Origin of the sequence: Chryseobacterium sp. FP211-J200, from assembly GCF_001643375.1 — a bacterium.
In the GTDB taxonomy this organism is placed as follows: Bacteria; Bacteroidota; Bacteroidia; order Flavobacteriales; family Weeksellaceae; genus Epilithonimonas; species Epilithonimonas ginsengisoli.
The window spans coordinates 34,824-58,805 of sequence record NZ_LSHB01000083.1 but is presented as its reverse complement, the minus strand read 5'-3'; the positions used below and the strand labels follow the sequence as shown (position 1 = coordinate 58,805).

Genomic DNA, 23,982 nt, shown 5'->3' with positions numbered 1-23,982 from the left:
GATGGGTGCTTTGCTGAGATTTTTTTCTAAGAATGCTTTGTTTGTGTTCTTTGTCTTTCTGCAATTGGTTGCAATTGTACTTATTTTCAGCAAGAATTCTATGCAGCAAAGTTTCATTGCGGCTAGAGCTGCGGCTTTCAATTCGTGGGTGTCTGGATATATAGATGAAGGAACTTCTTATCTGAAATTAAAACAGATCAATGAAGACCTTGTCACTCAAAACAAAGCCTTGATGTTGGAACTTTATGGAAAAGATAAAGTTGCCAAACCAAATTTCCGAAAAGTTTACGACACGATCGGCGGTGGACAGATCTATACTTTTGTAGATGGAGAAGTTGTTTTCAACAGCATCAACAGACGCGATAATTATTACACGATCAACCGTGGACGTCTTCAGGGCGTGAGTTCCAATATGGGTGTTATCGCTCCCAAAGGAATTGCTGGGATTGTGATCAATACTACTGATAATTATTCATTAGTTAAATCGATATTGAGTGTCAATAAAATAAAAATCAGCGCGTCGCTCAAAAAATCTGGCTACTTCGGCACATTGTCGTGGAAAGGCGATGACACTAGAACGATGACACTAGCTGATATTCCAAAATACGTTCCTCTGAAAGTTGGTGACACTGTTGTGACCGATGGCAAATCATCCATTTTCCCAGCTGGCGTTTTGGTTGGAACAATTGCAGGTTATGAAGTGGATAGCAAAACCGGTTTCTGGGATATCTCTGTAGAACTCAGCGAAAAGATCGGAAAACTAAGTAAAGTTTATGTGGTACGAAATCTGAAAAAATCCGAAGTTCAGAAAATAGATGATTCATTAAAAGTTCAAATTAAAAAAGATGATCAGTAGAAACGTTGTGTCAGATCTGGCTTTGATCGCAATATTGACGGCTTTTCAGATCTTTATTCTGAACAGGATCGCTCTATTCGGGCAATATATTCCGGTACTTTATCCGGTTTTTGTAATGTTTTATCCTTTCTTTAGAAATAGATTTCATTTTTTAGCATTGAGTTTTATTTTAGGGTTATGCGTGGATGCATTTCTTGGAACTTGGGGGATCAATGCATTTGCTACAACAGTTGTAGCTTATTTCAGAACAATTATATTCAGGACTTCTACAGATACGACAACAGATTTTTTCTCTTTCCAAAGTATCCAATGGACACAGTTCATCTTCTTTATTGTGACCAGCATCTTCATTCATCAGCTTTTGGTGCAGTACATCGAGTTCTTTAAGTTCGATAGATTTTTTGAAATTTTATTTAATGTAATAGTTACCAGTATAATCTCGTTTGTATTTATATTAGCCTATGCATTAGCATTTAAGATCAAGCAAAAAGTCTGAAACCGGAAGAACGTATATGATAAAAACATTATCACATTGAGGTTGCATATGTCCTCTGAAAAAATATTAAAGCACATATGAAGTCACAATATCTCAAGATCACACTCGCCCTTTCTATCATTGCATTGATGTTCATTGCAAGGCTTTCCTATCTGCAATTATTCACAGACCGATATGCCTTGAACGCTGCGAATACTTCTATCAAAATAGAATATGTCATCCCGCCGAGAGGTGTCATCTTTGACCGGAACGGAAAGATATTGGTTGGAAATCAGCCTTCTTTTGAGATTTCTTACACTGCAGCACTTCTGAAACCGGATTTCGATACGATTGGATTTTGTAAATTATTGGGAATTACAGAGCCTGAGTTCATCCAAACGATGAAAAATATAGAGAAGGAAAAGTATTATTCCAAGTTGACGCCAATGACTTTTATGAAAAATCTAAGTCGTGAGGAAATGGCAAGAATTCAGGAATTGATCTTCAAATATCCAGCTTTCAGCATCGTTCCACGTCCGCAAAGACAATATGAGGTCAACACTTCGGGAAACCTTTTGGGATATACCAACCAGGTCAATGATGCGGATATCAAAAAAGATTCAACTTACTATTTACCAGGAGATTTTGTAGGTAAAAGTGGTGTGGAGAAATCTTACGAAAAAGAACTTCGAGGTGAAAAGGGAATGAAATATATCCAGAAAGACATTCGCCAGAGAAGCATCGGTTCTTACAAAAATGGAGAACTGGACAAAGAAGTGGTTACAGGAAAGGATCTTACCTTGACCATCGATTATGACCTTCAAAGAATGGCCGAAGAGATGCTCGTGAACAAACACGGCGCAGTTGTCGCTCTCGATCCAAACAACGGAGAGATCCTGACAATGGCAACTGGTCCGGATATCGACCCAAATCTTTTCACCGGTCCCAATAAATCTAGAAACCTTTACAAATTAGCCAACGATACGATCTTCGAAAACAAACCGACTTTCGATAGGTCTGTTCAGGCTGCTTATCCTCCCGGATCTACTTTCAAATTGCTCACAGCTTTGGCCGCAATGGAAATGGGCGTGATGACAGACCAAACGATCTTTCCGTGTGGAAGAGGATTTTTTTACCGAGGAAAAAGTATCAAAGGTCACGGGGGTGCAGATCCGCTGATTCCGTCAATCCAGGTTTCCAGTAACTGTTATTTTACCTATGCTTATTTGGCCATCATCAAAAAGTATCCTGGAAATCCTTCTAAAGGCGTGGATGAATGGAAAAAAATCATCAACAGTTTTGGGGTGGGAGAATTCCTTAATAATGATCTAGCCGTTGGTGCAAAAGGCAGGATCCCTTCTGGCGAATTTTACGAAAAACGAATGAAGTCCATCTATAAGGCAAGTGGCTCCAAAAGGACAGATTTCAAAAATTGGGACGAGATGCCGACCGGAGCGATATACAACGGCATGGGACAAGGTGATGTTCTTTTAACACCGCTTCAAATGGCAAACTTCGTAGGTGCAATTGCCAACAAAGGCTGGTACTACACGCCGCATATCGTTAAATCTGTTGACGGAAAACCAAATCCAGATCCAAGATTCAAGAAGAAACATATGACCATGATCCAGAATCCTCAATACTATAATGTTGTCCTTCAAGGGATGGAAGCGGTAATGATAAAGGGAACGGGAAGAAGTCTGAAATCAAAAGATTTTACGCAACTGGCGAAAACAGGTACAGCGCAGGTTCCGCAAGGAAAAGATAATTCGATCTTTGTATTGATCGCGCCTGCAGATAAACCCAAAATTGTTGTAGTTGCAGTGATGGAGCATGCAGGATTTGGAGCAACGTGGGCTGGTCCAGCTTGTACCGTAATTGCTGAAAAATATATCACTGGAGAACTGAAGAGAGAAAATCTGTATAAGAAAATGATCACGTCCAGCTTTATGCCGGAGTACAGAAGACAATACATCTCCGAGATGAAACGTAAAGGCTGGTACAAAGAACCACCGAAAGATTCCGTGAAACTGAAAAGGATCAAAGATAGTCTCCAGGCCATCGAAAATAAAAAATTAAAGAAAGAAAGTTCACAAGTTAAACCTTTAAAAACCGGTGCGAAATGAAGTGGACAGAAGGGATTGATAAATTAGGAATTGCGCTTTATTTGATGCTTTGCATTTTCGCTATCTTCAATATTTATAGCGTGAAAGCCGATTTGGGACAAAAGCAACTGATTTTCTTCGGGATTTCTTTGTTTGTTGGGATGATGATTTTCTTTATGAGAACCAAATTCTTCGAGAACATGTCCCCAATTATTTATGTTGGAGGTGTCTTGCTTTTGATTGGTTTGTTTCCTTTCGGAACTGAGATCCTAGGTCAGAAAAACTGGTATAAGTTCGGAGGATTCACGATGCAGCCGGTTGAATTTGCCAAAATTGGAACGACGCTGATGCTCGCCAACTACGCTTCAAACCAGGATTTTGACATCAAAAAGAAAAGGTCACTGTATACTTCTATAGGCATTGTTGCAATACCAGGAATTGTCGTTTTAATGATTCCGGATGTTGGATCACTTTTGGTGTTTTTTGCATTCACATTAGCACTTTACAGAGAAGGGCTATCAGGATGGTTATTCGGTATCATTTTTTTCTTTGCTATAATTTTTCTGACTTCATTAGGAATTCACAATATAGATTTAGAAAACTCAAACCGGAATTTGTTGTTTTTTGTCATTTTTATTTTATTGATTGCCACAGGTCTAATATTCCTTAATTTTCGAAGGATCCCTTGGAATATCATCTCTATATTATCAATTGTTGGAGCTTTGGTTGTAGTTTGCAGCATAGCTTATGCCTCTCCCAAGATATTAGAGAAATTACCCACACACCAAAGACAAAGAATAGATGTTCTATATAAAGGAGAGAGTAAAAAAGAATTCAGAGACAATATTGGTTATAATCTACTCTATTCCAAAACAGCCATTGGCTCTGGAGGATTTATGGGAAAAGGCTACAAGCAAGGTTCCGTAACGCAAGGTAGATTCGTTCCTGAGCAGGAAACCGATTATATCTTCTGTACGGTTGGCGAAGAGTGGGGCTTTCTGGGAAGTACGCTTTTGATTATTTGTTATTCCGTTTTCATTGGGAGGATCTATTATCTCGCAGAAAATCAGAAATCCACTTTCAATCGGGTTTTTGGTTACAGTTTCGCCTCGATCTTATTGATCCACTTTGCGATCAATCTTGGTATGGTCATGGGACTTTTCCCGACGGTTGGGATTCCGTTGCCGTTCTTCAGTTATGGAGGAAGTTCTCTCTTGGCATTTTCGATAATGACCTTTATTTTCTTTAAACTCAATTACGCTGACAAAAATAGTTTGGTTTAATTTGTTTTAATTCCCCAATGGTATGTTAATTGTTGCGGAATTCTAAACAAATAAATAAAACTTATGAAAAAAATTATTTTATGTGCGTTTGTATTGGGAAGTCTTACAATGCAAGCTCAAAAGATCAGTTTAGGAAAGGCAACGGACATTGCTGGAAAAGGTTTGAAAGCAATGACTTTTACCAATGCTGATGCTGCAAAACTAGCCAAAGAATCTGTAGATTGGATGGACAACAACAATCAGGTGGCTGGCCCAAAAGATCCTTACACTGTAAGATTGAACAAGCTTTTTGCAAAACACAAATCTCAAGACGGATTAAATCTTAATTACAAAGTTTACAAAGTGAAAGACATCAATGCTTTTGCTTGCGCAGACGGCAGCGTGCGTGTCTTTTCTTCTTTAATGGATATTATGACAGATGATGAGCTGCTGGCCGTAATCGGTCATGAGATCGGTCACGTTAAAAATGAGGATACCAAAGATGCGATCAAATCTGCTTACTTGAAAGCAGCTGCATTGGACGCGGCATCGGCTTCTTCAAATACTGTCGCTGCACTAAGTAATAGCCAAATTGGTGAAATGGCAAATGCGATGTTAGACGCTACACACAGCAAAAAACAAGAATCTCAGGCCGACACATATTCGTACGATTTTATGAAAGCAAACGGATATGATGTTGTGGGTGCATACAGAGCCTTCAAAAAATTAGCTTTGTTATCAGAAGGTGGATCGGCTCAATCTGGATTCCAAAAGATGTTCAACTCGCATCCGGATAGCAATAAAAGAGCAGAGGCTATCAAAAAGAGAGCAGAGAAAGACGGACTTTGGAAAGATCCGGGAACAGTTTCTCTACCAACTACAAAACTTACAAAATAAAAAATTAAAGCAGCCAATCGGCTGCTTTTTTTTAGTTCTTTACCAAAACCAGATATTCCCAGGGTTTCAAATTAATTGTCGTCTTTTCAGAATTAATATTAAAGATCTTTCCAGTGAACAATTCCCGATATTGGCCATAATAATATTTTGTATCGACATTCGTTGGAAGACTTTTATCGGAGAAATTATAAATGGATAGGACAGCATCATTGTTCTTTTCACGATAGATGGAGAGAACATCACTCATCTGATTGTTTGTAACTCTTATCATTTCACCTCCAGATTTTCCATTCCACAAAGCTTGGTTTTTATGTTTCAAATCGAATAACTTCTGATAAATTCCATAGAATTTGTGATTTTTCCAAACGATCTCATCTTTCTCGAAGAACTCAAGACTTCTGTCCAATCCAGCTTCCTGACCGCTGTACACCAGAGGCATTCCGTTGGCTGTTCCACAAAGTACCATCGCCGTTTCCAATCCTTTACCAAAATTAGAAAACTGATTGCCTTCCCAGGAATTTTTGTCGTGATTGTCTGTGAACAACATTCTGTAAGAGTCTAATGGGAAACTTCCGACGTCGTGCGCCATGTATTCGTAGAGGGCTTCTGCGCCTTTTCCACCTGTTGTCGCCAATTTCAGTTTGTCCCAAAGCGACCAAGAGTAGGTCGCGTCAAAGGATTTTTTGTATAGGTCACGCGATTCCCATTCGGCAAGCATAAATACGGGTTTTATCGCATCCATTTCTTCCCTCGCATTGTCCCAGAAATCTACGGGAATAAAACCTGCAACGTCACATCTGTAACCATCAATGTTGGCTTCTTTTACCCAATATTTCAATGCGCCGGTCATGTATTCTCGGAAGTCTGGATTGTTGTAGTCAAAATCGATGACATCGTCCCAATCATACCAAGGTGTTGGTTGGAAGTTGCCTTCTCTGGATTTGGTGTACCAGTCCGGATGTTCCTTGGTCAAAGGATTGTCCCAAGCAGAATGATTCCCTACCCAATCGATGATGACGTACATTCCCATCGAGTGGATTTTGTCAACCAATGTTTTAAAATCCTTCAAAGTTCCAAAGTCCGGATTCACGCCTTTGAAATCTTTTACGGAATAATAACTTCCCAATTTTCCCTTTCTGTGTTCTTCACCAATGGGATGGATTGGCATGAGCCAAAGAATATCGACACCCATTTTTTTGAGTCTTGGCAAATGTTTTTCAAAAGCTTTGAAAGTGCCTTCTTTTGTATACTGTCGGATGTTGACCTCATAGATCGTCGCGTTCTTGCTCCATTCCGGATGTTTGAGTTCTACATAAGGTTTTGGCTGATAGCGTGGGTCTTTGGTCTGAGAGAATCCTAGGAACGGGATCATCAGAAGTAATAATAAGTATTTTAATGAATTCATAAGGTCTATATATTTCTCTAAAATTAAAAAGAGTTTTTCAAACTGGATTTATTAATATTCAAATTTCTCCAAAATATTTTCAAAAATAATGCAGCTATTAGTTTAAAAGTTACCGCAAATGATGTAATACGACTTTTAAGATTTAAAATAAAGCCACGGAGTGGCGACCTGTTAATAGAAATTAATCATTACACGAGCAAAGCTCCGTAGGAGCGGCCTGTAAAAAATTAAATAATAACACACACCATTTACAACAAACCTGATTTCAACCACAAACAGGCAACCGCCAACCACAAATAGACAACTGCCAACTACGAATGGGCAACTGCCAACCGCAACCAAGCAACTGCCAGCCACAAACAGGCAACTGCCAACCACAAATAGACAACTGTCAACTACGAATAGGCAACTGTCAACTACGAATAGGCAACTGCCAAACACAACTAAGCCACTGCCAATAGCAACAAGACAACTGTACAACAAAACAAGACTAGTTGCAAACGCAACAACCAAACAACTCCGGTTGCTGAGCGTAGCCGAAGCAAAAAAAAAGCATCCCGAAAACTCGAGATGCTTTTATAAAATTTATTTTAATGGAGGATTAAGCGTACATCTGCTCCTGCAATTCTTTGATTTTCTTATCTCCAAGATATTCGTCGTAAGTCATATCTCTGTCGATGATACCTTTCGGCGTCAACTCGATGATCCTGTTACAAACTGTTCCTAGCAACTCGTGGTCATGAGAGGACAACAAGATGTTTCCTTTGAAGTTGTTCAATGAGTTATTCAAAGTTGTGATACTTTCCAAGTCTAAGTGATTCGTAGGCTCATCAAGCAAAAGAACATTAGCTTTCTGAAGCATCATTCTACTGAACATACATCTCATTTTCTCACCTCCGGAAAGCACTTTACAAGATTTAAGAGCCTCGTCTCCTGAGAAAAGCATTCTTCCCAAGAAACCTCTCATAAATTCTTCGTGACGCTCCTCATCATTCTTCGTGAACTGTCTCAACCAATCCACCAGGTTGATGTCATCTTGGAAGAAATTGGTGTTGTCCAAAGGCATGTGAGATTGGTTTGTTGTAACGCCCCAAGCAATATTTCCTTTGTCTGCAGGTAGATTTCCAGCAAGGATTTCGAAAAATTCTGTGATTGCCAAAGAGTTTCTTGAGATGACCGCTACCTTATCACCTTTCTTAAGATTAAGGTCGATGTTCGAGAATAATAATTCGCCGTCTTTTGTTTTCTCTAGACCTTTGACATCCAGGATCTGGTCGCCAACTTCTCTTTCCGTATCGAAAATGATGGCTGGATATCTTCTTGATGAAGGTTTGATGTCATCGATGTTCAATTTGTCGATCATCTTTTTACGTGCAGTAGCCTGCTTAGCTTTCGCTACGTTGGAACTGAATCGTGCGATGAAATCCTGTAATTCTTTTTTCTTGTCCTCAGCTTTTTTGTTGGCCTGAGCTCTTTGTCTTGTTGCTAGTTGAGAAGCCTGATACCAGAACGAGTAGTTACCTGTGTATAGATTCAATTTTGCATAATCTAGATCGCCGATGTGCGTACAAACAGTATCCAAGAAGTGACGGTCGTGAGATACCACGATCACCGTATTCTCATAATCTGCTAAGAAATCCTCCAACCAAGCGATAGTCGCGATGTCCAAGTCATTGGTAGGCTCATCCAGGATCAGTACATCCGGATTTCCGAACAAGGCCTGTGCAAGTAGAACCCTTACTTTGTCTTTGTTCTCTAGTTCGCCCATCATTTGATAATGCATATCTTCTGAAATGCCAACATTAGAAAGCATCGTCTGAGCATCAGCTTCTGAGTTCCATCCGCCCATCTCGTCATAAACAACACCAAGTTCTCCCGCTTTGATCCCATCTTCATCAGAGAAATCTTCTTTTGCATAAAGAGCATCCATTTGTTCTTTAATGTCGAAAAGCATTTTGTTTCCTCTAAGAATGGTTTCGAGTACAGTAAAATTGTCGTAGGCAAAGTGGTCCTGCTCTAGGACAGACATTCTTTTTCCGTTTTCCAAAGAGGTGTTTCCGGAGGTTGGATCTTGTTTTCCGCTTAATATCTTAAGGAATGTAGATTTCCCTGCTCCATTGGCACCAATGATACCGTAGCAATTTCCTTTTGTAAATTTTATATTGACTTCATCAAAAAGAACTCTTTTCCCGAACTGTAATGATAAATTAGATACTGTTAACATATTGTTTTGTAAGTTTGTGCAAAATTACGAAAATTAGTTGGGATGAGGAAAGCCCGATAGTTATAATAATTTAACACTATGAAAATAGAAAAAACTGTTAATATCTTCAATAAAAGAGCCCGCTTCGAGTATGAAATCCTTGATGAGTATGAAGCTGGTTTAGTCCTGACAGGTACAGAAATAAAATCGCTCCGATCTTCCAAAGCATCAATCACAGAAAGCTTTTGCCAGTTTATTGATGAGGAACTTTACGTCATCAATATGATGATTGATGAATATAAATTGGGAACTTTTTATAATCACAAAACAAAAAGGGAACGGAAGTTGCTACTGCATAATTACGAATTGCAAAAACTTAAAAAAAAGTTAAAGGATGTTGGCAATACGATAATTCCCCTAAAGCTTTATATAAATGACAATGGTAAAGCAAAGCTACTTATATCATTGGCTAAGGGTAAAAAACTGTTTGATAAAAGAGAAGCGATCAAGGACAGAGAGAATAAGGTAAATATCCAACGGATATTAAAGAAAAGTTAAAAAAACTTTGTTTATAAAGAAAAATTATATTTATTTTGCATTATCAATTATTTAATCATTTAATTCTATGAAAAATCTAAAATTAGGAATTACAGCTTTGGCGCTTACTGTTGCCTCTTCTGTTTTTGCGCAAACTACTACTAACCCTTGGGTTATAGGTGTAGGTGCTCATGGAGTGAATCACGTTGCTCAAAGAAACAATTTCAGCAATACGTTCTCATTCAACAATTTTAAGGAAAACTTATTCGGAGTTTCAAAGTATTCAATTACACCGCCACTTTCTAAATTGACAGTTGCAAGAAGCCTTGGTAAAGGTTTAGTATTGGACTGGCAAACGACTGTTGGTAATGTTGACAACAAGAGATTCGCTATGGAGAAGGAATTCTTTTTAATGACTGGTCTTGGTGTTCAATTCAAAGCTGCAGGTCTTTTATGGGACGAAGAGTCTTGGTTTGACCCGTACTTGAGAGTTGGTGCTAACTATTTAAGACATGATTATACAGGTCTTACTTTCCCTGCGACTGATACAAAGTCTGGAGAAGTTCGTTCTGCATATAATGAAGATGGCGACTTGACTGGTAAAGCAAACCACTTCACTGTTAGTACAGGTGCTGGTATCAACTTCTGGGTTACTAAAAACTTCGGTTTAGGTGTTCAAGGAGATTATGTTACTACTCCAGTTGATAAATCAAACGTTGCTAACTTCTGGCAAGCTTCTGCGTCTCTATTATTTAGATTCGGAAATACTGACAGAGATAAAGACGGAATTCCAGACAAGGAAGATGCTTGTCCAGATACTCCAGGTTTACCAGAATTCCAAGGATGTCCTGACACAGATGGAGATGGTATCCCAGACAAAGACGATCAATGTCCAGATGTAGCAGGTCCTAAAGAAAACAACGGTTGTCCTTGGCCAGATACAGACGGAGACGGTGTATTAGACAAAGATGATGCTTGTGTTGACGTTCCCGGTCCAGCTGAAAACAAAGGTTGTCCTTGGCCAGATACAGACGGAGACGGTGTACTAGACAAAGATGATGCTTGTCCTACAGTATTCGGTCTTGCTCAATACCAAGGTTGTCCTAAACCAGCTTCAGCTTACGCTGACGAGGCTACAGGAGCACTTACAAACATCTTGTTTGACTTCAATAAAGCAACTGTAAGAGCAGAATCTGCAGGTAAAATCGAACAAGCTGCTTCTATCCTTAACGGAGCGAAAGATGCTACTTTCTTAGTAACTGGTCACACAGATGCTAAAGGTGCTGAAGCTTATAACTTGAAACTTTCTAGACAAAGAGCTGCTGCTGTAGTTGCTGCTTTAGAAGCTAAAGGTGTAAGTAAAACACAATTGAAATCAGTAGGAGTTGGTGAAAGAGACGCTAAAGTTTCTGAAAAAGCTTCTGATGCTGAAAGACAAGCTGATAGAAAAGTTGTAGTAGAGGCTGTAAACGGCGCTGCTTGGGATGCTCTTCAAAAATCAGATCTTCCAGTAGTAGAGAAAAAAGTAGTTAAGAAAAAAGCTACTAAAAAAAGAAAATAATTAGTAATTAATTTCTAAATATAAATACCTCCAATTTGATTGGAGGTATTTTTTTTGTTTCTATATTTCAGTACTTTTGTAATATAAAATAAAACTTGTAATGGGAAGAGCATTCGAATATAGAAAAGCCTCAAAAATGGCCAGATGGGACAAGATGGCCAAAACGTTTTCCAAAATAGGAAAAGATATAGCACTAGCTGTTAAAGCCGGCGGTACAGATCCAGAAGCCAATCCTGCGCTGAGAAGATGTATCCAGAATGCCAAAGGTGCAAACATGCCAAAGGACAATGTGGAAAGAGCCATCAAGAAGGCAAGTGGAGCAGATGCCGAGAACTACGAAGAAGTAACATATGAAGGTTATGGACAAGGCGGCGTGGCGTTCTTTGTAGAATGTACGACGAACAATACAACAAGAACCGTTGCCAACGTAAGAGCGATTTTCAATAAGTTTGACGGCAATCTTGGGAAGAATGGAGAGTTAGCTTTCATCTTTGATAGAAAGGGGATTTTCACTATCGAGAAAGCACAGATCAAGACAGAATGGGATGATTTCGAGATGGAAATGATAGACGGTGGTGCAGAAGAGATCGATCAAGACGAAACTGAAGTTCTAATCACAACAGCGTTCGAAGATTTCGGAGCAATGTCACATAAATTAGATGACCTAAAAATCGAAGTTAAAAGTGCAGAACTACAAAGAATCCCGAATAATACAAAAGAAATGACGGATGACCAGTTCAAATCCAATATGAAGATGTTAGAACGTTTCGAAGAAGATGATGACGTTCAGAACGTATTCCACAATATGGAATTCACAGAAGCGCAATTAGAAACGCTTTAGTCGGTAATTACCAAATAAAAAATCCTGAAACATAAGTCTCAGGATTTTTTATTTTTATAAAACGCTTTAATTATGCGTTTGGTTCAATAGATACAAATGATCTGTTGTTAGCTTTCTTTCTGAAAACAACTTTACCGTCAACAAGAGCATGCAAAGTGTGATCCTTACCCATACCAACATTTTCACCTGGGTGATGTTGAGTACCTCTTTGTCTGATGATGATGTTACCAGCAATAGCGTTCTGTCCTCCGAAAATCTTTACACCCAATCTTTTAGAATGAGATTCTCTACCGTTTTTGGAACTACCAACTCCTTTCTTATGTGCCATTTTATTTTAAGGTTTTTTGGTTAAAAAATTATTCAGCAGTTTCGCTGGTTTCAGTTACTTCAGCTTTAGCAGCTTTCTTAGGAGCAGCTTTTTTAGCTTCTTTTTTCTCAGCACCAAATCCAGTAATACCAGTTACGATGATTTGAGTAAGAGATTGTCTGTGACCATTTTTCTTCGCATAACCTTTTCTTCTCTTCTTTTTGAAGATGATTACTTTGTCAGCTTGAACGTGGTCAAGAATTTCTACATCTACGGTAATACCGCTTACAGCCGGGGCACCTACAGTTACGGAGCCGTTTACAGTAAGAAGAACTTTATCAAAAGAAACTTTCGTTCCCTTGTCTCCTTTCAAACGGTTCACAAACAACTTTTGGTTTTGCTCAACTTTGTATTGAAGCCCTGCTATTTCTACAATTGCAAACATTGTTTATAAATTTTATATTATTCGAGGTGCAAAAGTACATTTTTTCTTTCTAAAACACAAACACTTATCACAAACTTTACAATAATAATTATTAGGGCAGCTATTTCCGCCTTCCGTTCCCAATCTTTTTTGCTCACGATCTCAGTCTCAATAGAACACGAAGTCCACGCAAAAAAGGATTTCCACTCAAGTCGGGCTGCAGATTCTACATAAAAACACGAGACGAGATTATAAACACATTTTTTGATTCCAAATGAGTCTCAGAAGTCAAACATTTCTGAATTCCCATTCGTATTTTAAAAGAAATCAAATCTAATATCTAAAATCTAACTTCTAACATCTAATATATAAAAGAATACTTATAAATTTGACGACCGAAAATTCTTAATGATGCTGGATTTTATCAAGAAAAATATCGCGCTCATCTGGGCCAAAAAACATATCGCCAAAACAAAAGATTTTAAAACCAATGCGGTCAAGAATCAGGAAGAACTTCTGCTTTCGCTCGTCAAAACGGCTGAGAAAACTCTTTTCGGAAGAGAACATCAATTCGAAACGATAAAAAATATTGAGGATTTTCGAACCAATGTTCCGATTGCTGATTACGAAGATTTGAAACCTTACATCGAGAAGATCAAAAAAGGACAATCCAAAATCCTTTGGCCGGACTTGCCAGAATATTTTGCGAAGACTTCAGGAACAACCTCCGGCGCAAAATACATTCCGATTTCCAAAGAAGCAATGCCGTTTCAAATTGGCGCTGCGCAAAGTGCACTTTTTCATTACATTGAAAAGAAAAATAACGCTGATTTCGTCGGTGGAAAAATGATATTTCTACAAGGTTCTCCTGAATTAGAAGAAATCAATGGCATCAAAAACGGAAGATTGTCGGGGATCGTGGCACATCACATTCCAAACTATCTTCAGAAAAACAGATTGCCAAGTTGGGAAACCAACTGCATCGAAGATTGGGAAACCAAAATCGATAAAATCGTGGAGGAAACTGAAAAAGAAAATATGACCTTGATTTCCGGAATTCCGCCTTGGCTCATTATGTACTTCGAAAAATTGATTGACCGACACGGAAAGAAAATCACAGAGATTTTTCCAAACCTTCAATTGATCATAACTGGTGGCGTGAATTACGAACCTTACCGAGATAAGATGAATGAGTTATTGGGGAAACCTGTCGATATTGTTCAGACGTTTCCAGCTTCGGAAGGATTCTTTGCATTTCAGGATGATTATACGAAAGATGGATTATTGCTTTTGACCAATCACGGGATTTTTTATGAATTTGTTCCTTTGGAAGAATTCGGAAAACCAAATGCAAAAAGATTGACACTAAAAGACGTGGAACTTAATAAAGATTACGCCTTGATTTTGACGACAAATTCTGGACTTTGGGCGTATTCAATCGGTGATGTTGTGAGATTCATTGATAAAAATCCGTACAGAATTGTTGTTTCTGGAAGAACGAAACATTTCACTTCGGCTTTCGGCGAACACGTGATTGCATTCGAGGTGGAAGAAGCGTTGAAAGCAACCGTGGAGAAATTTCCTGCACAAATCACAGAATTCCATCTTGCACCACAAGTGAATCCTGCGGAAGGTCTACCTTACCACGAATGGTTCATCGAGTTTGAAAAAGAGCCGGAGAATTTTGAAGCTTTCAAATCTGAATTGGATTTGCAACTCAGAAAACGAAATACTTATTACGACGATCTCATTTCCGGAAATATTCTACAACCTTTGGTGATTGCGAAACTGAAGAAAAATGCCTTCCAGGATTATGCAAAATCCGAAGGGAAGTTGGGTGGACAAAACAAGATTCCAAGGCTTGCAAATGACAGAAAAATTGCATTATATTTGGAAAAACTAAATTTACAATGAGAACTTTTTCTTTTCTGATTGCCTTGCTGATCCTTTTGCAATCTTGCACCACAACCATCTACAGAAGTAGTTTGAACAAAGACGATTTTTCCGCAGTTCAGACGGGTAAGAAATACACTTTTTACGAAAACGGTAAACCAAAATATAAAGCCAGGGTTTCAACTGTGGATGAGAATAAAATTGTGGCGGTTGCAAACAGTCAGGAAGTGAACATTGCGAAAAATGATATCAGAGTGATTAAAAAAAATAATCCTGGCGGAACGACGGCTATCGTTGTAGGCTCTGTTGCTGGTATGACGGCGTTTGTTGCCTTAATCGTTTCGCTGGTCAATAACAGTTCTCCCGATTATTACTATTATTAGAATCTGAATATTAGAATTTGAAAATTTTGGTTGTTGTCCCGACTCTTCAATACACCGACCAATCCCATAGCCCCGATAGGAACGGCATCCTTTTTTGTCATTGCGATTTTTGAAACGTTCAATTCTGTAATAATGTCGTTCGCAATGACAAAAAAGATATAGTGGATAGCGGGATCAAGCTCCTGAAAATCCATCTTTCCAAATTATTTCCTAAAAATCGAATGCCAGTTGGAAGCTATCTGCTATTTTTGCATAATGGTTTCATTTACACCGCTTCGGGTTTTAAAAAATATAGAATTTCGTCATCTTCTCACGGGTAGATTTTTCCTTATCATCGCATTTAGGATGCTGGCAACGTTGCTTGGCTGGTGGGTTTATCAATTGACAAAAGACCCGTTTTCTATTGGTTTGATTGGCCTTTCGGAGGTTGTTCCTGCGGTTTCTTGCGCACTTTATGCTGGTCACGTGATCGATATGAACGAGAAGAAGAAGCTGCTCTTGCTTTGCAATTATGCTTATGTGGTTCTCATCAGTTTGCTCTTGATTCCGGCCTTTCTTGGACATAAATTACATTTTACCGGACACGAAATCACCTATTTTATTTACGCCGTCATTTTCTTTACTGGGATTTGTCGTTCGTTTTTGGGACCGCTGGTTCCTTCTATGATTCCACGGATTGTGAAGCAGGAAAATTTGCCTTATGCTGTCACTTTGAATCAGGCGACGTTTTTGATTGCTTCGGTTTCCGGTCACGCTTTGGGAGGATTTTTGATTGCCTTGATTACGATAAAATGGACTTTGGTGGTGATTGTGAGTTGTATGGTTTTATCGTCTTTGTTTTTCTGGACCATCAATAAACAGTTTTCTGAAAATAAAAATAAAGACGTCAAAATCTTCGAAAGTGTGAAGGAAGGTTTGGCGTACATCTATAAAACGAAGGAAATCCTAGGCGCACAAATGTTGGATATGTTTGCGGTACTTTTTGGAGGTGCAGTGGCTATGATCCCGGTTTTTGCAAGTGATATTCTGAAGGTTGGTTCCGAAGGTTTTGGACTTTTGAATGCGGCTTCCGATATTGGCTCGATGTTGATTATCATTACATTGTCTATGGTTCCGCTTCGTAAAAATCAAGGGAAAATATTGCTTTTTGTGGCGACTGGTTTTGGACTTTGTATCATAGGATTCGGATTGTCGAAAATGTACTGGCTGTCGTTTGCATTCTTGGTTCTGAGCGGAATGTTGGACGGAATCAGTGTTGTTATCCGTGGAACGATTGTCCAGTTGAAAACGCCTGAGGAAATCCGTGGACGTGTTTTGAGCGTGAATTCTATTTTCATAATGTCCAGTAATGAGCTTGGACAGTTTGAAAGCGGATTGACGGCGAAACTGATGGGCGTTGTCCGTTCTGTGGTTTTTGGTGGGACGATGACTGTTTTGACAGCGTTGTTCATCGGCGCGACTTCTAAGAAGTTGAGAAAGATGGAATATTAAGTTGCACGCTTTAACAAAACCTTGTTTGTAACCTAAGAAGAACTCCGGAAGTCTCCTGCAAGTTGTTTGAAACAAACCACGATCTCCGTTGGTTTGAAACAAGTCTGTTTGTAATCAAAGAAGAACTCCGGAGATTTCCCGCAAGTTGTTTGAAACAAAACGCAGTCGCAGGAAGTCTAAAACAAGTCTGTTTCTAACCAACGGAGGACTCCGGAAGTTTCCCGCAAGTTGTTTGAAACAAAATGCAGTCGCAGGAAGTCTAAAACAAGTCTGTTTGTAACCAACGGAGGACTCCGGAGGTTTCCCGCAAGTTGTTTGAAACAAAACGCAGTCGCAGGAAGTCTAGAACAAATCTGCTTGTAACAAAATGCGGTTGCAGGAAGTTTAAAACAAGGTTGTTTGTGACAAAACGCAAATTAGTTTAGGCAAAAACAGACTTGATTGTAAATAAAAAAGGAAGCAAAATTTGCTTCCTTGATTTTTGTTTTAATAGTGACCTTTTAGAGATTCGATATAAATAATTTCGTCAATTACTTCGTAAACAATTCTGTGTTCCATATTGATTCTTCTGCTCCAAGAACCACTCAAACTGTATTTCAAAGGTTCTGGTTTGCCAATTCCTTCAAACGGATTTTGTTGAATGCTTTTTAAGATGTCAGAAATTTTCTTTTGAATCAATTTATTTCCAGACTTCTTCCAAAATTCCAAATCATTCTCAGCTTGTTTGGTGAATTCTATTTCCATAGGTCATCAAGAGCGATTTTTTTTGTTTCCCCTTTTGAGATTTCTTTTCTTGATTTTTCAATCTTTAAAACAAAATCTTTATCGTAAGAATCTTCACTTTCAATGAAATCTACTTCAATCGCTTTGAGAATGGTTTTAATTTTAGCCAGTTCTTTTTTATTTTTTGGATTAATAGTAATTGTCATTTTGTAATTTTTATTAAAATTAATAAAAATATTTTATATCAAACTTCTGATCTTAGCGATCATATCATCGCCCAATTTATCCGCTTCTTCCTGAGAAAAAGCCTCAGTGTAAATTCTGATGATCGGTTCTGTGTTAGATTTTCTCAAATGAACCCAGTTTTCGGGGAAGTCAATTTTTACTCCGTCAACGGTTGAGATTTCTTCGTTCTTATATTCTTCCTGAACTTTGATTAATAAAGCATCAACGTCGATATCCGGCGTCAGTTCGATTTTCTTTTTACCCATAAAATAACTTGGGTACGTTGCTCTCAGTTCAGAAACGGTTTTGTTTTCTTTAGCCAAATGAGTTAAGAATAATGCAACGCCAACCAAAGAATCACGTCCGTAATGAAGCTCTGGATAGATGATTCCACCGTTTCCTTCACCACCGATTACGGCATTTTTTTCTTTCATTAAAGTCACCACATTCACTTCGCCAACAGCACTTGCAAAATATTCTGAATCCAGGTTTTTCGCAACATCTCTCAATGCTCGGCTGGAAGAAAGATTGGAAATGGCCACGCCTTTTTTATCTTTCAAAAGGTAATCTGCAACGGCAACCAAAGTATATTCTTCACCGAACATCTCGCCTTTTTCGTCCACCAAAGCCAATCTGTCCACATCCGGATCAACCACGATTCCCATATCTGCATTTTCCTTGATGACCAATTCGCAGATGTCGCCAAGATGCTCTTTCAAAGGTTCTGGATTGTGTGGGAATTGTCCGTTTGGTTCGCAATATAATTTCACCACTTCAACACCTAGTTTTTCCAACAAAGGTGGAATAGAAATTCCGCCGGTAGAATTTACAGCGTCAAGTACAACTTTGAATTTTTTAGCTTTTATCGCCTCAACATCAACTGTTGGTAAATCTAAAATTTGTTTGATGTGAATATCAAAAGCGTCATCTCTGGTTTCGTATTTTCCCAAATCATCTACTTCAGCGTAATCGAAATCTTCATTTTCTGCCAAAGCCAAAACATCGGCACCATTTTCTCCGCTGATGAATTCGCCTTTGTCATTCAATAATTTCAAAGCGTTCCATTGTTTTGGATTGTGAGAAGCGGTTAGGATGATTCCGCCGTCAGCTTTCAATTCAGGGACCATAATTTCTACGGTTGGCGTTGTGGAAAGTCCCAAATCAACCACATTGATTCCCAAACCTTGCAAAGTTGAAGCAACCAGAGAAGAAACCATTTGACCGGAGATCCTAGCATCACGACCGATGACAAGCGTTAGATCTTTTTTATTTTTATTGTTCTGAAGCCAAGTTCCGAATGCCGAAGCAAATTTCACCACGTCAAGAGGCGTCAAATTATCGTTTACTTTTCCGCCAATAGTTCCTCGGATTCCAGAGATTGATTTTATTAATGACATTTTTGAATTTTAAGGTTTGGCAAAAATACGATAATCTCGCATTTGGGGAAAAATAAAAGTGTTCGATGTGAACACTTTTTAATTCTAATGAAAAATTGAAGTTTTAGTTTACAATGATTGATGTTGTGACTTGCTGATTTTTTTTAATAGAAATTTCTGGATGTGTTTTGCTAACCCAGACTAGATTATTTCCTTCTTTTTTAAACGCTTCGAAATAATAAGTTGCAGCAATATTACTTGTGATGTAACTTGATAAATCCAAAGTTGCCAATCCATTTGCGTCCGAAGTTGCCTGTTTTTCTATCGTTGGGAGATTGCTGGCAGATGTTACTTTGGTTTTGAACATCATCACAACAACATCTTTTTGGGCAACACTCTGAGAATTTAAAACATTCATTTTGACAAGCGTTGGAGAAGTTTGGGTGGATGTTTCAGTTTCTGTAGAACTAGATTCTTCTGTGCATTCTGATCGGCAGCTTACTAATAAAGAGAATAAAGCTAAACTGTAAAATAATTTTTTCATGAATAAATGAGTTGAATAGTTTTTGTTTATAAAGCTGCTAATCTATAAAATTATTGCAATATTCATAATTTATTTAAGTATTTAGTGTAAATATTTTATTTAGAAAGAAAATCCTTAAGAACACCCACAATCCGAATCACAACCTTTGCCGTCTTTTTTCTTGGAGAAGGTCTTAGCAAATTTCTTAAAAGTAAAGTAAAGCGCTCCCAAAACCAATAATCCGATGATTGCGTATTGTATGATGATTGAGTTTTCCATTTTTCAGATATTTAATTTATTTCAGAATCTGATAAGCAACAAGTGCCGAAAAGTATGCCAAAAGCGTCATGGCAAAAGTCTGCAACATGGTCCATTTCAAACTCTGAGTTTCTCTGTAAACCACGGCGATTGTCGAGATACATTGCATTGCAAAAGCATAGAAAAATAAAATCGAAACGCCAGTTGCAAAACTGAAAACCTTCTCACCATTTGGATGTGTGTCCAATCTCATTTTCTCAATCAATCGGCCTTCCGGAGCTTCATCGTCCAAACTGTAAAGCGTAGATAATGTTCCAACGAAAACTTCTCTCGCCGCAAAACTCGTCAAAATCCCAATTCCCATTTTCCAATCGTAACCCAAAGGTGCAATTGCAGGTTCAATGCCGCGACCGATTTTCCCAAGATAAGATTGTTCTAGTTTCACATTGGAGGCAACACTTTGATTTGCCTTTTCCGAAGGTCCGAAATAACTCAATGTCCAAAGAATAATACTGACGGTGAAAATCACTTTCCCTGCGCCGCTGATAAAGTCCCAAACCTTTCCTAGAACCAATTTGAAGTCATAACCGAATAATGGCATTTTGTAAGTTGGCAAATCCATGACCAGGAAACTTTTGACTTTGGTTTTGATCACATTTTTCAGAATTAATGAAGAAAATAATGACATTCCGAAACCTATAAGATACATTGCCATCAAAGCAATCGCTCTGTATTTAATACCGTAAAAATTCTCGTCTGGAATAATTAATCCGATGATGATGCTGTAAACTGGCAATCTTGCGGAACAAGTCATAAAAGGTGTTACGAGAATCGTGATTAATCTTTCCTTGATGTTTTCAATATTCCTGGTGGACATAATCGCCGGAATCGCACAGGCTGTTCCAGAAACTAGTGGAACAATACTTTTTCCATTAAGTCCAAAAGGGCGTAAAAATCTGTCCATTAAAAAGATAACTCTCGCCATATAGCCGGAATCCTCGAGGAGATAAAGGAAATAAAGTAAAATCCCAATCTGTGGTGCGAATATGACGATGCCGCCAATTCCAGGAACAATTCCATTTGATATCAATGAATTGATCGGGCCTTCCGGAAGCTGTTCTGCTGAGAAAGTGGAGAGCCAACTGAAAGCGCCTTCTATCCAGTTCATCGGATATTCTGCCAAAAAGAAAACACTTTGGAATATCATTAATAAAATCAAAAAGAAAACCAAATAACCCCAAACCGGATGCACCAGAATTCTGTCCAATTTTTCTGTCAGAAGTTGTTTTCTCTGAGGGATTTTCTCTGTCGTTTCAGAGATGATTTTGTCAATATTCTGATATCTTCTTACAGTTTCCTGGATTTGAAGACGTTTCGGAACATTGCATTTGGCATCTTCCTGCGTGATCATTTCGTTAATTCTTTCAATCTTTCCGAGGTAAGTGTCGGCAGCTAAAAGTGTCCAAATCTTGTAAAGATTGTGGTCTTTGGTATTTTCTGCAATCTTGTAAACCAGACCTTTCTGCTCGATCGGGATTTCAAAAGTGCTTTGTGAAGATTTTTTGAATTGATTATTAAAAATGGCTTCTCGAACTTCCTCGATTCCCAAATGTTCCTTCGCATTAGTCCTTAGAATATCTACGTTCAGTTTTTTGGAAAGTTCACCTGTGTTGATCTTAATGCCTCGTTTTTCGGCTTCATCAATTTGATTCACGACCATCAGAATTGGAATTCCAAGATCCTGGATCTGCTGAAAAAGAAGCAAACTTCGCTTCATATTGATGGCGTCAGCGATGTACAAAACGCCAGCATAATTCTCCTGCTCTTGAATCAAATATCTTGAAAATATCGCTTCATCCTCGGAAGTCGGGTAGATGCTGTAAGAGCCGGGTAGGTCGGTGATCTCGACTTCTTCATTTTTATAAGTATAATTTCCGGAAAGGCTTGCAACGGTAACGCCAGCGTAGTTTCCGGTTTTCTGTTTTCTGTTACAGAGACTATTGAAAAGTGTGGATTTTCCCACATTCGGGTTCCCGACCAATAGGATCTGTTTCTTTTTTTTCTGATTCTGCATTATCCCAAAACTTCTACTTTGATGAATTTTGCTTCCTGTTCTCTCAATGCCACTCTTGTTTTCTCCGAGCCATATTCTATGTAAAGCGGACCGCCAAAAGGAGCCTGGTACAGAACTTTGAACGCGGTTTCCGGGAGAAGTCCCATTTCCAATATTTTTGTGGGCATCTGCAGGTTTTCATTGTCGTAGCCTGTGATCTTGCCCAATTGGTTTTTAGGGAAGCAGCACAATTTATCAGGATGTTTATTTTGCAAAATTCAAAGATTTAGAACTGCAAATATAGCTTGTTTTAAATAAATCTAAATAAGGATATTAATCATAAAAAAACCGGGAAGCAATTTTCCCGGTTTCTGATTTTATTTTTTCTTTTTGTCTGTGACAGTTTGTACCTCGATCGGATTGTCGTTGCTGTTGAAGAAATCTTTCAGCATTTTTTCTTGAGTTTTTAAGGCCTCACCAATGGTTACATCGCTTCCTGGCATTTTCATGCTAAGCATATTCTGTGGAACCTGAGTTCTTGCTTCCGCCATCGGATCTTGTTTGAAAGCCGCATAAGACTTCTCGAACTTATCTTTTGGAATTATTTTTAACTCATTGCTCATCCCGAATTTTGCATTCAGTTCTTCAGCATAGGTCAATTCTTTCCAGTCTTTTATAGATTTGTTTCCGGATAGCAACCAAGAGTAATTTTTACCTTCATCTTCAACTTTTACGATAAGCCCAGGCAATCCATAGAATTTATAAGGGCCATCTTGGAAAGGAATTTCCGTTGCGAACCAAGCGGTCCATTTTCTACCTCCAAATTCTGTCGTCGCTTTCTGAGTATTGTATTCTCCGATTTTTTCCTTGTCAGTTGTGATCTTCCATTCAAATTTGATGTTTTCTTCATATCCGAAAAGGTTTCTGCTGATTCTATCGCTGTAGGTCTCAACCATAGATGGATATACTTTGGAAATCTTGTATGAGAATTTTGGCATTTTGATCATTTTGGAAATGTCTTTCCATGTCTTTGTTTTTTCCATCTCTTCCACGGCTACTTTGATGATAGAATCCTGAGCTGGGAAAGTAAAGTCTTGGTAGATTGATTTATCTTTAACGATATCAAGCGTTGTCATCACTTTGTCAATTTTTGCAGAATCTTTTTTCGGTTTAAAACTTAATTCGTAGAAAAAACGATTGGCTGTTTGCTGCGCGGATGCTATAAATCCAAATAAAAGTATTGGAATGATGAACAATTTTTTGAGAGATTTCATAAGCGATTTTTATTTTTTTTTAATTGTCATATGCAATTGCGTGAGCAATTTCATAAATAGTATTTTTTGTATCTGAATAATTAGTGCAGGATTTTTTAAAATGTTACACAATTATTGATACATTTTTTTGATAGACTCGTTCAACGTTTTATAAATGTCAAGCTGTTCTTCATTTGTAATCGATTCTTCGTGAAGTTTCAAAACTCTTTCATCACCTCTCACGGCTGGTCCAGTTTGGGCAAGTTTTGGGTCGAGATGATAAATCTTTTCAACGGTTTCATTAATTAAAGGAAGGAAATAATTAAAATCCAGATCCTGGGAATCCGAAATTTCCTTAGCTCTGGCAAATAAATGATTCACGAAGTTGCAAGCGAAAACTGCAGTCAGATGAATGTATTTTCTTTTTTCATAATTTGAAACTTCTACATTTTCAGAAATGATTGAAGCTAATTCGAACAATGATTTTTCATCGATCTGATCTTCAGCTTCTATGAAAAACGGAATTTTGGAATAATCCAGAACTTTGGTTTTCGAGAAAGTCTGCAAAGGATAGAAACTTGCTTTTCGGTAATTGCCTTTCAATATTTCTTTTGGTAGAGAACCAGAAGTGTGGGCAACGAGCGCATTTTCATTTTTAATTAATTCGGAAACATTTTCCAGGGAAGAATCTGAAACAGCGATGATGTAAAGTTCCGCTTCTTCAAGATTTTCATTTGAATAAGGAATATTAAACTCATTTGAGATGTTAGAAAGTTCAATTTCATTTCGCCCAAAGATCTGATGAACCTTAATATTATTTTGAGTGAAAGCTTTTGCCAAATGATAAGCCACATTTCCCGAGCCGATGATTACTGTCTTCATAAGAACAAAGATAAGGATTTGAAGATTTGGATTTGACTAATATATTTAA

Annotated in this window: 24 protein-coding genes; 11 read left to right on the top strand and 13 right to left on the bottom strand. The window is 38.2% G+C overall.

Going from position 1 to position 23,982, the window contains the following annotated elements:
- The first annotated feature begins 1 nt into the window (after position 1).
- The 5 genes from mreC (at position 2) to AXA65_RS18950 (ending at position 5,595) form a co-directional block, all read left to right on the top strand.
- The gene (gene mreC, locus AXA65_RS18970) at positions 2-856 is read left to right on the top strand and encodes a rod shape-determining protein MreC (RefSeq protein ID WP_063971616.1); all 855 of its coding nucleotides are present in this window, start codon (positions 2-4) and stop codon (positions 854-856) included.
- Positions 846-1,352, top strand: a complete 507-nt coding sequence (locus tag AXA65_RS18965; RefSeq protein WP_063971615.1) for a hypothetical protein — start codon at positions 846-848, stop codon at positions 1,350-1,352. The genes mreC and AXA65_RS18965 overlap by 11 nt, the downstream gene beginning before the upstream one ends.
- 77 nt (positions 1,353-1,429) lie before the next feature.
- Positions 1,430-3,457: a peptidoglycan D,D-transpeptidase FtsI family protein gene (locus AXA65_RS18960; protein WP_063971614.1), complete on the top strand. Its 2,028-nt coding sequence runs from the start codon at positions 1,430-1,432 to the stop codon at positions 3,455-3,457.
- The gene (gene rodA / locus AXA65_RS18955) at positions 3,454-4,719 is read left to right on the top strand and encodes a rod shape-determining protein RodA (RefSeq protein WP_063971613.1); all 1,266 of its coding nucleotides are present in this window, start codon (positions 3,454-3,456) and stop codon (positions 4,717-4,719) included. The genes AXA65_RS18960 and rodA overlap by 4 nt, the downstream gene beginning before the upstream one ends.
- Before the next feature lie 63 nt (positions 4,720-4,782).
- Positions 4,783-5,595 carry a M48 family metallopeptidase gene (locus AXA65_RS18950; protein WP_063971612.1) on the top strand — a complete coding sequence of 271 codons (813 nt, stop codon included), beginning with the start codon at positions 4,783-4,785 and terminating at the stop codon, positions 5,593-5,595.
- Between the two features lie 31 nt (positions 5,596-5,626).
- Here AXA65_RS18950 and AXA65_RS18945 read toward each other — a convergent pair whose 3' ends face one another.
- Positions 5,627-7,000 carry an alpha-amylase family glycosyl hydrolase gene (locus AXA65_RS18945; RefSeq protein ID WP_218281615.1) on the bottom strand — a complete coding sequence of 458 codons (1,374 nt, stop codon included), beginning with the start codon at positions 6,998-7,000 and terminating at the stop codon, positions 5,627-5,629.
- 601 nt (positions 7,001-7,601) lie between these two features.
- Positions 7,602-9,224, bottom strand: a complete 1,623-nt coding sequence (locus AXA65_RS18940) for an ABC-F family ATP-binding cassette domain-containing protein (protein WP_063971611.1) — start codon at positions 9,222-9,224, stop codon at positions 7,602-7,604.
- 78 nt (positions 9,225-9,302) lie between these two features.
- On the opposite strand from AXA65_RS18940, the gene smpB reads away from it, so the two are divergent.
- The 3 genes from smpB (at position 9,303) to AXA65_RS18925 (ending at position 12,142) form a co-directional block, all read left to right on the top strand.
- The gene (gene smpB, locus AXA65_RS18935) at positions 9,303-9,761 is read left to right on the top strand and encodes an SsrA-binding protein SmpB (RefSeq protein WP_063971610.1); all 459 of its coding nucleotides are present in this window, start codon (positions 9,303-9,305) and stop codon (positions 9,759-9,761) included.
- A gap of 67 nt (positions 9,762-9,828) precedes the next feature.
- On the top strand, positions 9,829-11,301 hold the full coding sequence (locus tag AXA65_RS18930) for an OmpA family protein (protein WP_063971609.1): 1,473 nt from the start codon (positions 9,829-9,831) through the stop codon (positions 11,299-11,301).
- Positions 11,302-11,401: 100 nt separating this feature from the next.
- A complete protein-coding gene (locus tag AXA65_RS18925; RefSeq protein WP_063971608.1) occupies positions 11,402-12,142 on the top strand; it encodes a YebC/PmpR family DNA-binding transcriptional regulator in 741 nt (246 codons plus the stop codon).
- Positions 12,143-12,212: 70 nt separating this feature from the next.
- On the opposite strand, the gene rpmA is transcribed toward AXA65_RS18925, so the two are convergent.
- Complete coding sequence (gene rpmA / locus AXA65_RS18920; RefSeq protein WP_063971607.1) at positions 12,213-12,470, bottom strand: 50S ribosomal protein L27; 258 nt, start codon at positions 12,468-12,470, stop codon at positions 12,213-12,215.
- A gap of 28 nt (positions 12,471-12,498) precedes the next feature.
- The gene (gene rplU / locus AXA65_RS18915) at positions 12,499-12,894 is read right to left on the bottom strand and encodes a 50S ribosomal protein L21 (RefSeq protein ID WP_063971606.1); all 396 of its coding nucleotides are present in this window, start codon (positions 12,892-12,894) and stop codon (positions 12,499-12,501) included.
- 390 nt (positions 12,895-13,284) lie between these two features.
- Between rplU and AXA65_RS18910 the strand changes: the two genes are divergently transcribed.
- The 3 genes from AXA65_RS18910 to AXA65_RS18895 all read left to right on the top strand — a co-directional run bounded on the left by AXA65_RS18910 (position 13,285) and on the right by AXA65_RS18895 (position 16,640).
- Positions 13,285-14,787 carry a GH3 auxin-responsive promoter family protein gene (locus AXA65_RS18910; protein WP_063971605.1) on the top strand — a complete coding sequence of 501 codons (1,503 nt, stop codon included), beginning with the start codon at positions 13,285-13,287 and terminating at the stop codon, positions 14,785-14,787.
- Entirely contained in the window at positions 14,784-15,149 is a 366-nt protein-coding gene (locus AXA65_RS18905; protein ID WP_063971604.1) for a hypothetical protein, read from the top strand. Before AXA65_RS18910 ends, AXA65_RS18905 begins: the two co-directional genes overlap by 4 nt.
- A gap of 255 nt (positions 15,150-15,404) precedes the next feature.
- Positions 15,405-16,640 carry an MFS transporter gene (locus AXA65_RS18895; RefSeq protein ID WP_063971602.1) on the top strand — a complete coding sequence of 412 codons (1,236 nt, stop codon included), beginning with the start codon at positions 15,405-15,407 and terminating at the stop codon, positions 16,638-16,640.
- 486 nt (positions 16,641-17,126) lie between these two features.
- Here AXA65_RS18895 and AXA65_RS18890 read toward each other — a convergent pair whose 3' ends face one another.
- From AXA65_RS18890 to AXA65_RS18855, 9 genes are all read right to left on the bottom strand, one after another.
- Positions 17,127-17,384: a Txe/YoeB family addiction module toxin gene (locus tag AXA65_RS18890; RefSeq protein ID WP_063971601.1), complete on the bottom strand. Its 258-nt coding sequence runs from the start codon at positions 17,382-17,384 to the stop codon at positions 17,127-17,129.
- The gene (locus tag AXA65_RS18885) at positions 17,375-17,569 is read right to left on the bottom strand and encodes a DUF2683 family protein (RefSeq protein WP_063971600.1); all 195 of its coding nucleotides are present in this window, start codon (positions 17,567-17,569) and stop codon (positions 17,375-17,377) included. The genes AXA65_RS18890 and AXA65_RS18885 overlap by 10 nt, the downstream gene beginning before the upstream one ends.
- Positions 17,570-17,602: 33 nt before the next feature.
- Positions 17,603-18,985 (bottom strand): phosphoglucosamine mutase, encoded by a 1,383-nt coding sequence (gene glmM, locus AXA65_RS18880; protein WP_063971599.1) that lies wholly within the window; start codon positions 18,983-18,985, stop codon positions 17,603-17,605.
- A gap of 103 nt (positions 18,986-19,088) precedes the next feature.
- Positions 19,089-19,508, bottom strand: a complete 420-nt coding sequence (locus AXA65_RS18875; protein WP_063971598.1) for a hypothetical protein — start codon at positions 19,506-19,508, stop codon at positions 19,089-19,091.
- A gap of 114 nt (positions 19,509-19,622) precedes the next feature.
- A complete protein-coding gene (locus AXA65_RS19675) occupies positions 19,623-19,766 on the bottom strand; it encodes a FeoB-associated Cys-rich membrane protein (RefSeq protein ID WP_086048279.1) in 144 nt (47 codons plus the stop codon).
- A 16-nt stretch (positions 19,767-19,782) separates the two neighbouring features.
- Positions 19,783-21,819, bottom strand: a complete 2,037-nt coding sequence (gene feoB, locus AXA65_RS18870; RefSeq protein ID WP_063971597.1) for a ferrous iron transport protein B — start codon at positions 21,817-21,819, stop codon at positions 19,783-19,785.
- Positions 21,819-22,073, bottom strand: a complete 255-nt coding sequence (locus AXA65_RS18865) for a ferrous iron transport protein A (RefSeq protein ID WP_063971596.1) — start codon at positions 22,071-22,073, stop codon at positions 21,819-21,821. The genes feoB and AXA65_RS18865 overlap by 1 nt, the downstream gene beginning before the upstream one ends.
- Positions 22,074-22,175: 102 nt before the next feature.
- Positions 22,176-23,072 (bottom strand): GLPGLI family protein, encoded by an 897-nt coding sequence (locus tag AXA65_RS18860; RefSeq protein WP_063971595.1) that lies wholly within the window; start codon positions 23,070-23,072, stop codon positions 22,176-22,178.
- A gap of 111 nt (positions 23,073-23,183) precedes the next feature.
- On the bottom strand, positions 23,184-23,933 hold the full coding sequence (locus AXA65_RS18855) for a Rossmann-like and DUF2520 domain-containing protein (protein WP_063971594.1): 750 nt from the start codon (positions 23,931-23,933) through the stop codon (positions 23,184-23,186).
- Positions 23,934-23,982: the final 49 nt, after the last annotated feature.

Excerpts from the sequence above, each read along its gene's own strand:
- AXA65_RS18945 (WP_218281615.1), bottom strand. The coding sequence starts at position 7,000 with ATGAATTCATTAAAATACTTATTATTACTTCTGATGATCCCGTTCCTA.
- AXA65_RS18960 (WP_063971614.1), top strand. The coding sequence starts at position 1,430 with ATGAAGTCACAATATCTCAAGATCACACTCGCCCTTTCTATCATTGCA.
- AXA65_RS18905 (WP_063971604.1), top strand. The coding sequence starts at position 14,784 with ATGAGAACTTTTTCTTTTCTGATTGCCTTGCTGATCCTTTTGCAATCT.
- AXA65_RS18930 (WP_063971609.1), top strand. The coding sequence starts at position 9,829 with ATGAAAAATCTAAAATTAGGAATTACAGCTTTGGCGCTTACTGTTGCC.
- rplU (WP_063971606.1), bottom strand. The coding sequence starts at position 12,894 with ATGTTTGCAATTGTAGAAATAGCAGGGCTTCAATACAAAGTTGAGCAA.
- feoB (WP_063971597.1), bottom strand. The coding sequence starts at position 21,819 with ATGCAGAATCAGAAAAAAAAGAAACAGATCCTATTGGTCGGGAACCCG.
- AXA65_RS18910 (WP_063971605.1), top strand. The coding sequence starts at position 13,285 with ATGCTGGATTTTATCAAGAAAAATATCGCGCTCATCTGGGCCAAAAAA.
- AXA65_RS18940 (WP_063971611.1), bottom strand. The coding sequence starts at position 9,224 with ATGTTAACAGTATCTAATTTATCATTACAGTTCGGGAAAAGAGTTCTT.
- AXA65_RS19675 (WP_086048279.1), bottom strand. The coding sequence starts at position 19,766 with ATGGAAAACTCAATCATCATACAATACGCAATCATCGGATTATTGGTT.
- AXA65_RS18875 (WP_063971598.1), bottom strand. The coding sequence starts at position 19,508 with ATGAAAAAATTATTTTACAGTTTAGCTTTATTCTCTTTATTAGTAAGC.
- glmM (WP_063971599.1), bottom strand. The coding sequence starts at position 18,985 with ATGTCATTAATAAAATCAATCTCTGGAATCCGAGGAACTATTGGCGGA.
- AXA65_RS18885 (WP_063971600.1), bottom strand. The coding sequence starts at position 17,569 with ATGACAATTACTATTAATCCAAAAAATAAAAAAGAACTGGCTAAAATT.
- AXA65_RS18860 (WP_063971595.1), bottom strand. The coding sequence starts at position 23,072 with ATGAAATCTCTCAAAAAATTGTTCATCATTCCAATACTTTTATTTGGA.
- rpmA (WP_063971607.1), bottom strand. The coding sequence starts at position 12,470 with ATGGCACATAAGAAAGGAGTTGGTAGTTCCAAAAACGGTAGAGAATCT.
- mreC (WP_063971616.1), top strand. The coding sequence starts at position 2 with ATGGGTGCTTTGCTGAGATTTTTTTCTAAGAATGCTTTGTTTGTGTTC.
- AXA65_RS18965 (WP_063971615.1), top strand. The coding sequence starts at position 846 with ATGATCAGTAGAAACGTTGTGTCAGATCTGGCTTTGATCGCAATATTG.
- AXA65_RS18925 (WP_063971608.1), top strand. The coding sequence starts at position 11,402 with ATGGGAAGAGCATTCGAATATAGAAAAGCCTCAAAAATGGCCAGATGG.
- rodA (WP_063971613.1), top strand. The coding sequence starts at position 3,454 with ATGAAGTGGACAGAAGGGATTGATAAATTAGGAATTGCGCTTTATTTG.
- AXA65_RS18890 (WP_063971601.1), bottom strand. The coding sequence starts at position 17,384 with ATGGAAATAGAATTCACCAAACAAGCTGAGAATGATTTGGAATTTTGG.
- AXA65_RS18950 (WP_063971612.1), top strand. The coding sequence starts at position 4,783 with ATGAAAAAAATTATTTTATGTGCGTTTGTATTGGGAAGTCTTACAATG.
- AXA65_RS18895 (WP_063971602.1), top strand. The coding sequence starts at position 15,405 with ATGGTTTCATTTACACCGCTTCGGGTTTTAAAAAATATAGAATTTCGT.
- smpB (WP_063971610.1), top strand. The coding sequence starts at position 9,303 with ATGAAAATAGAAAAAACTGTTAATATCTTCAATAAAAGAGCCCGCTTC.
- AXA65_RS18855 (WP_063971594.1), bottom strand. The coding sequence starts at position 23,933 with ATGAAGACAGTAATCATCGGCTCGGGAAATGTGGCTTATCATTTGGCA.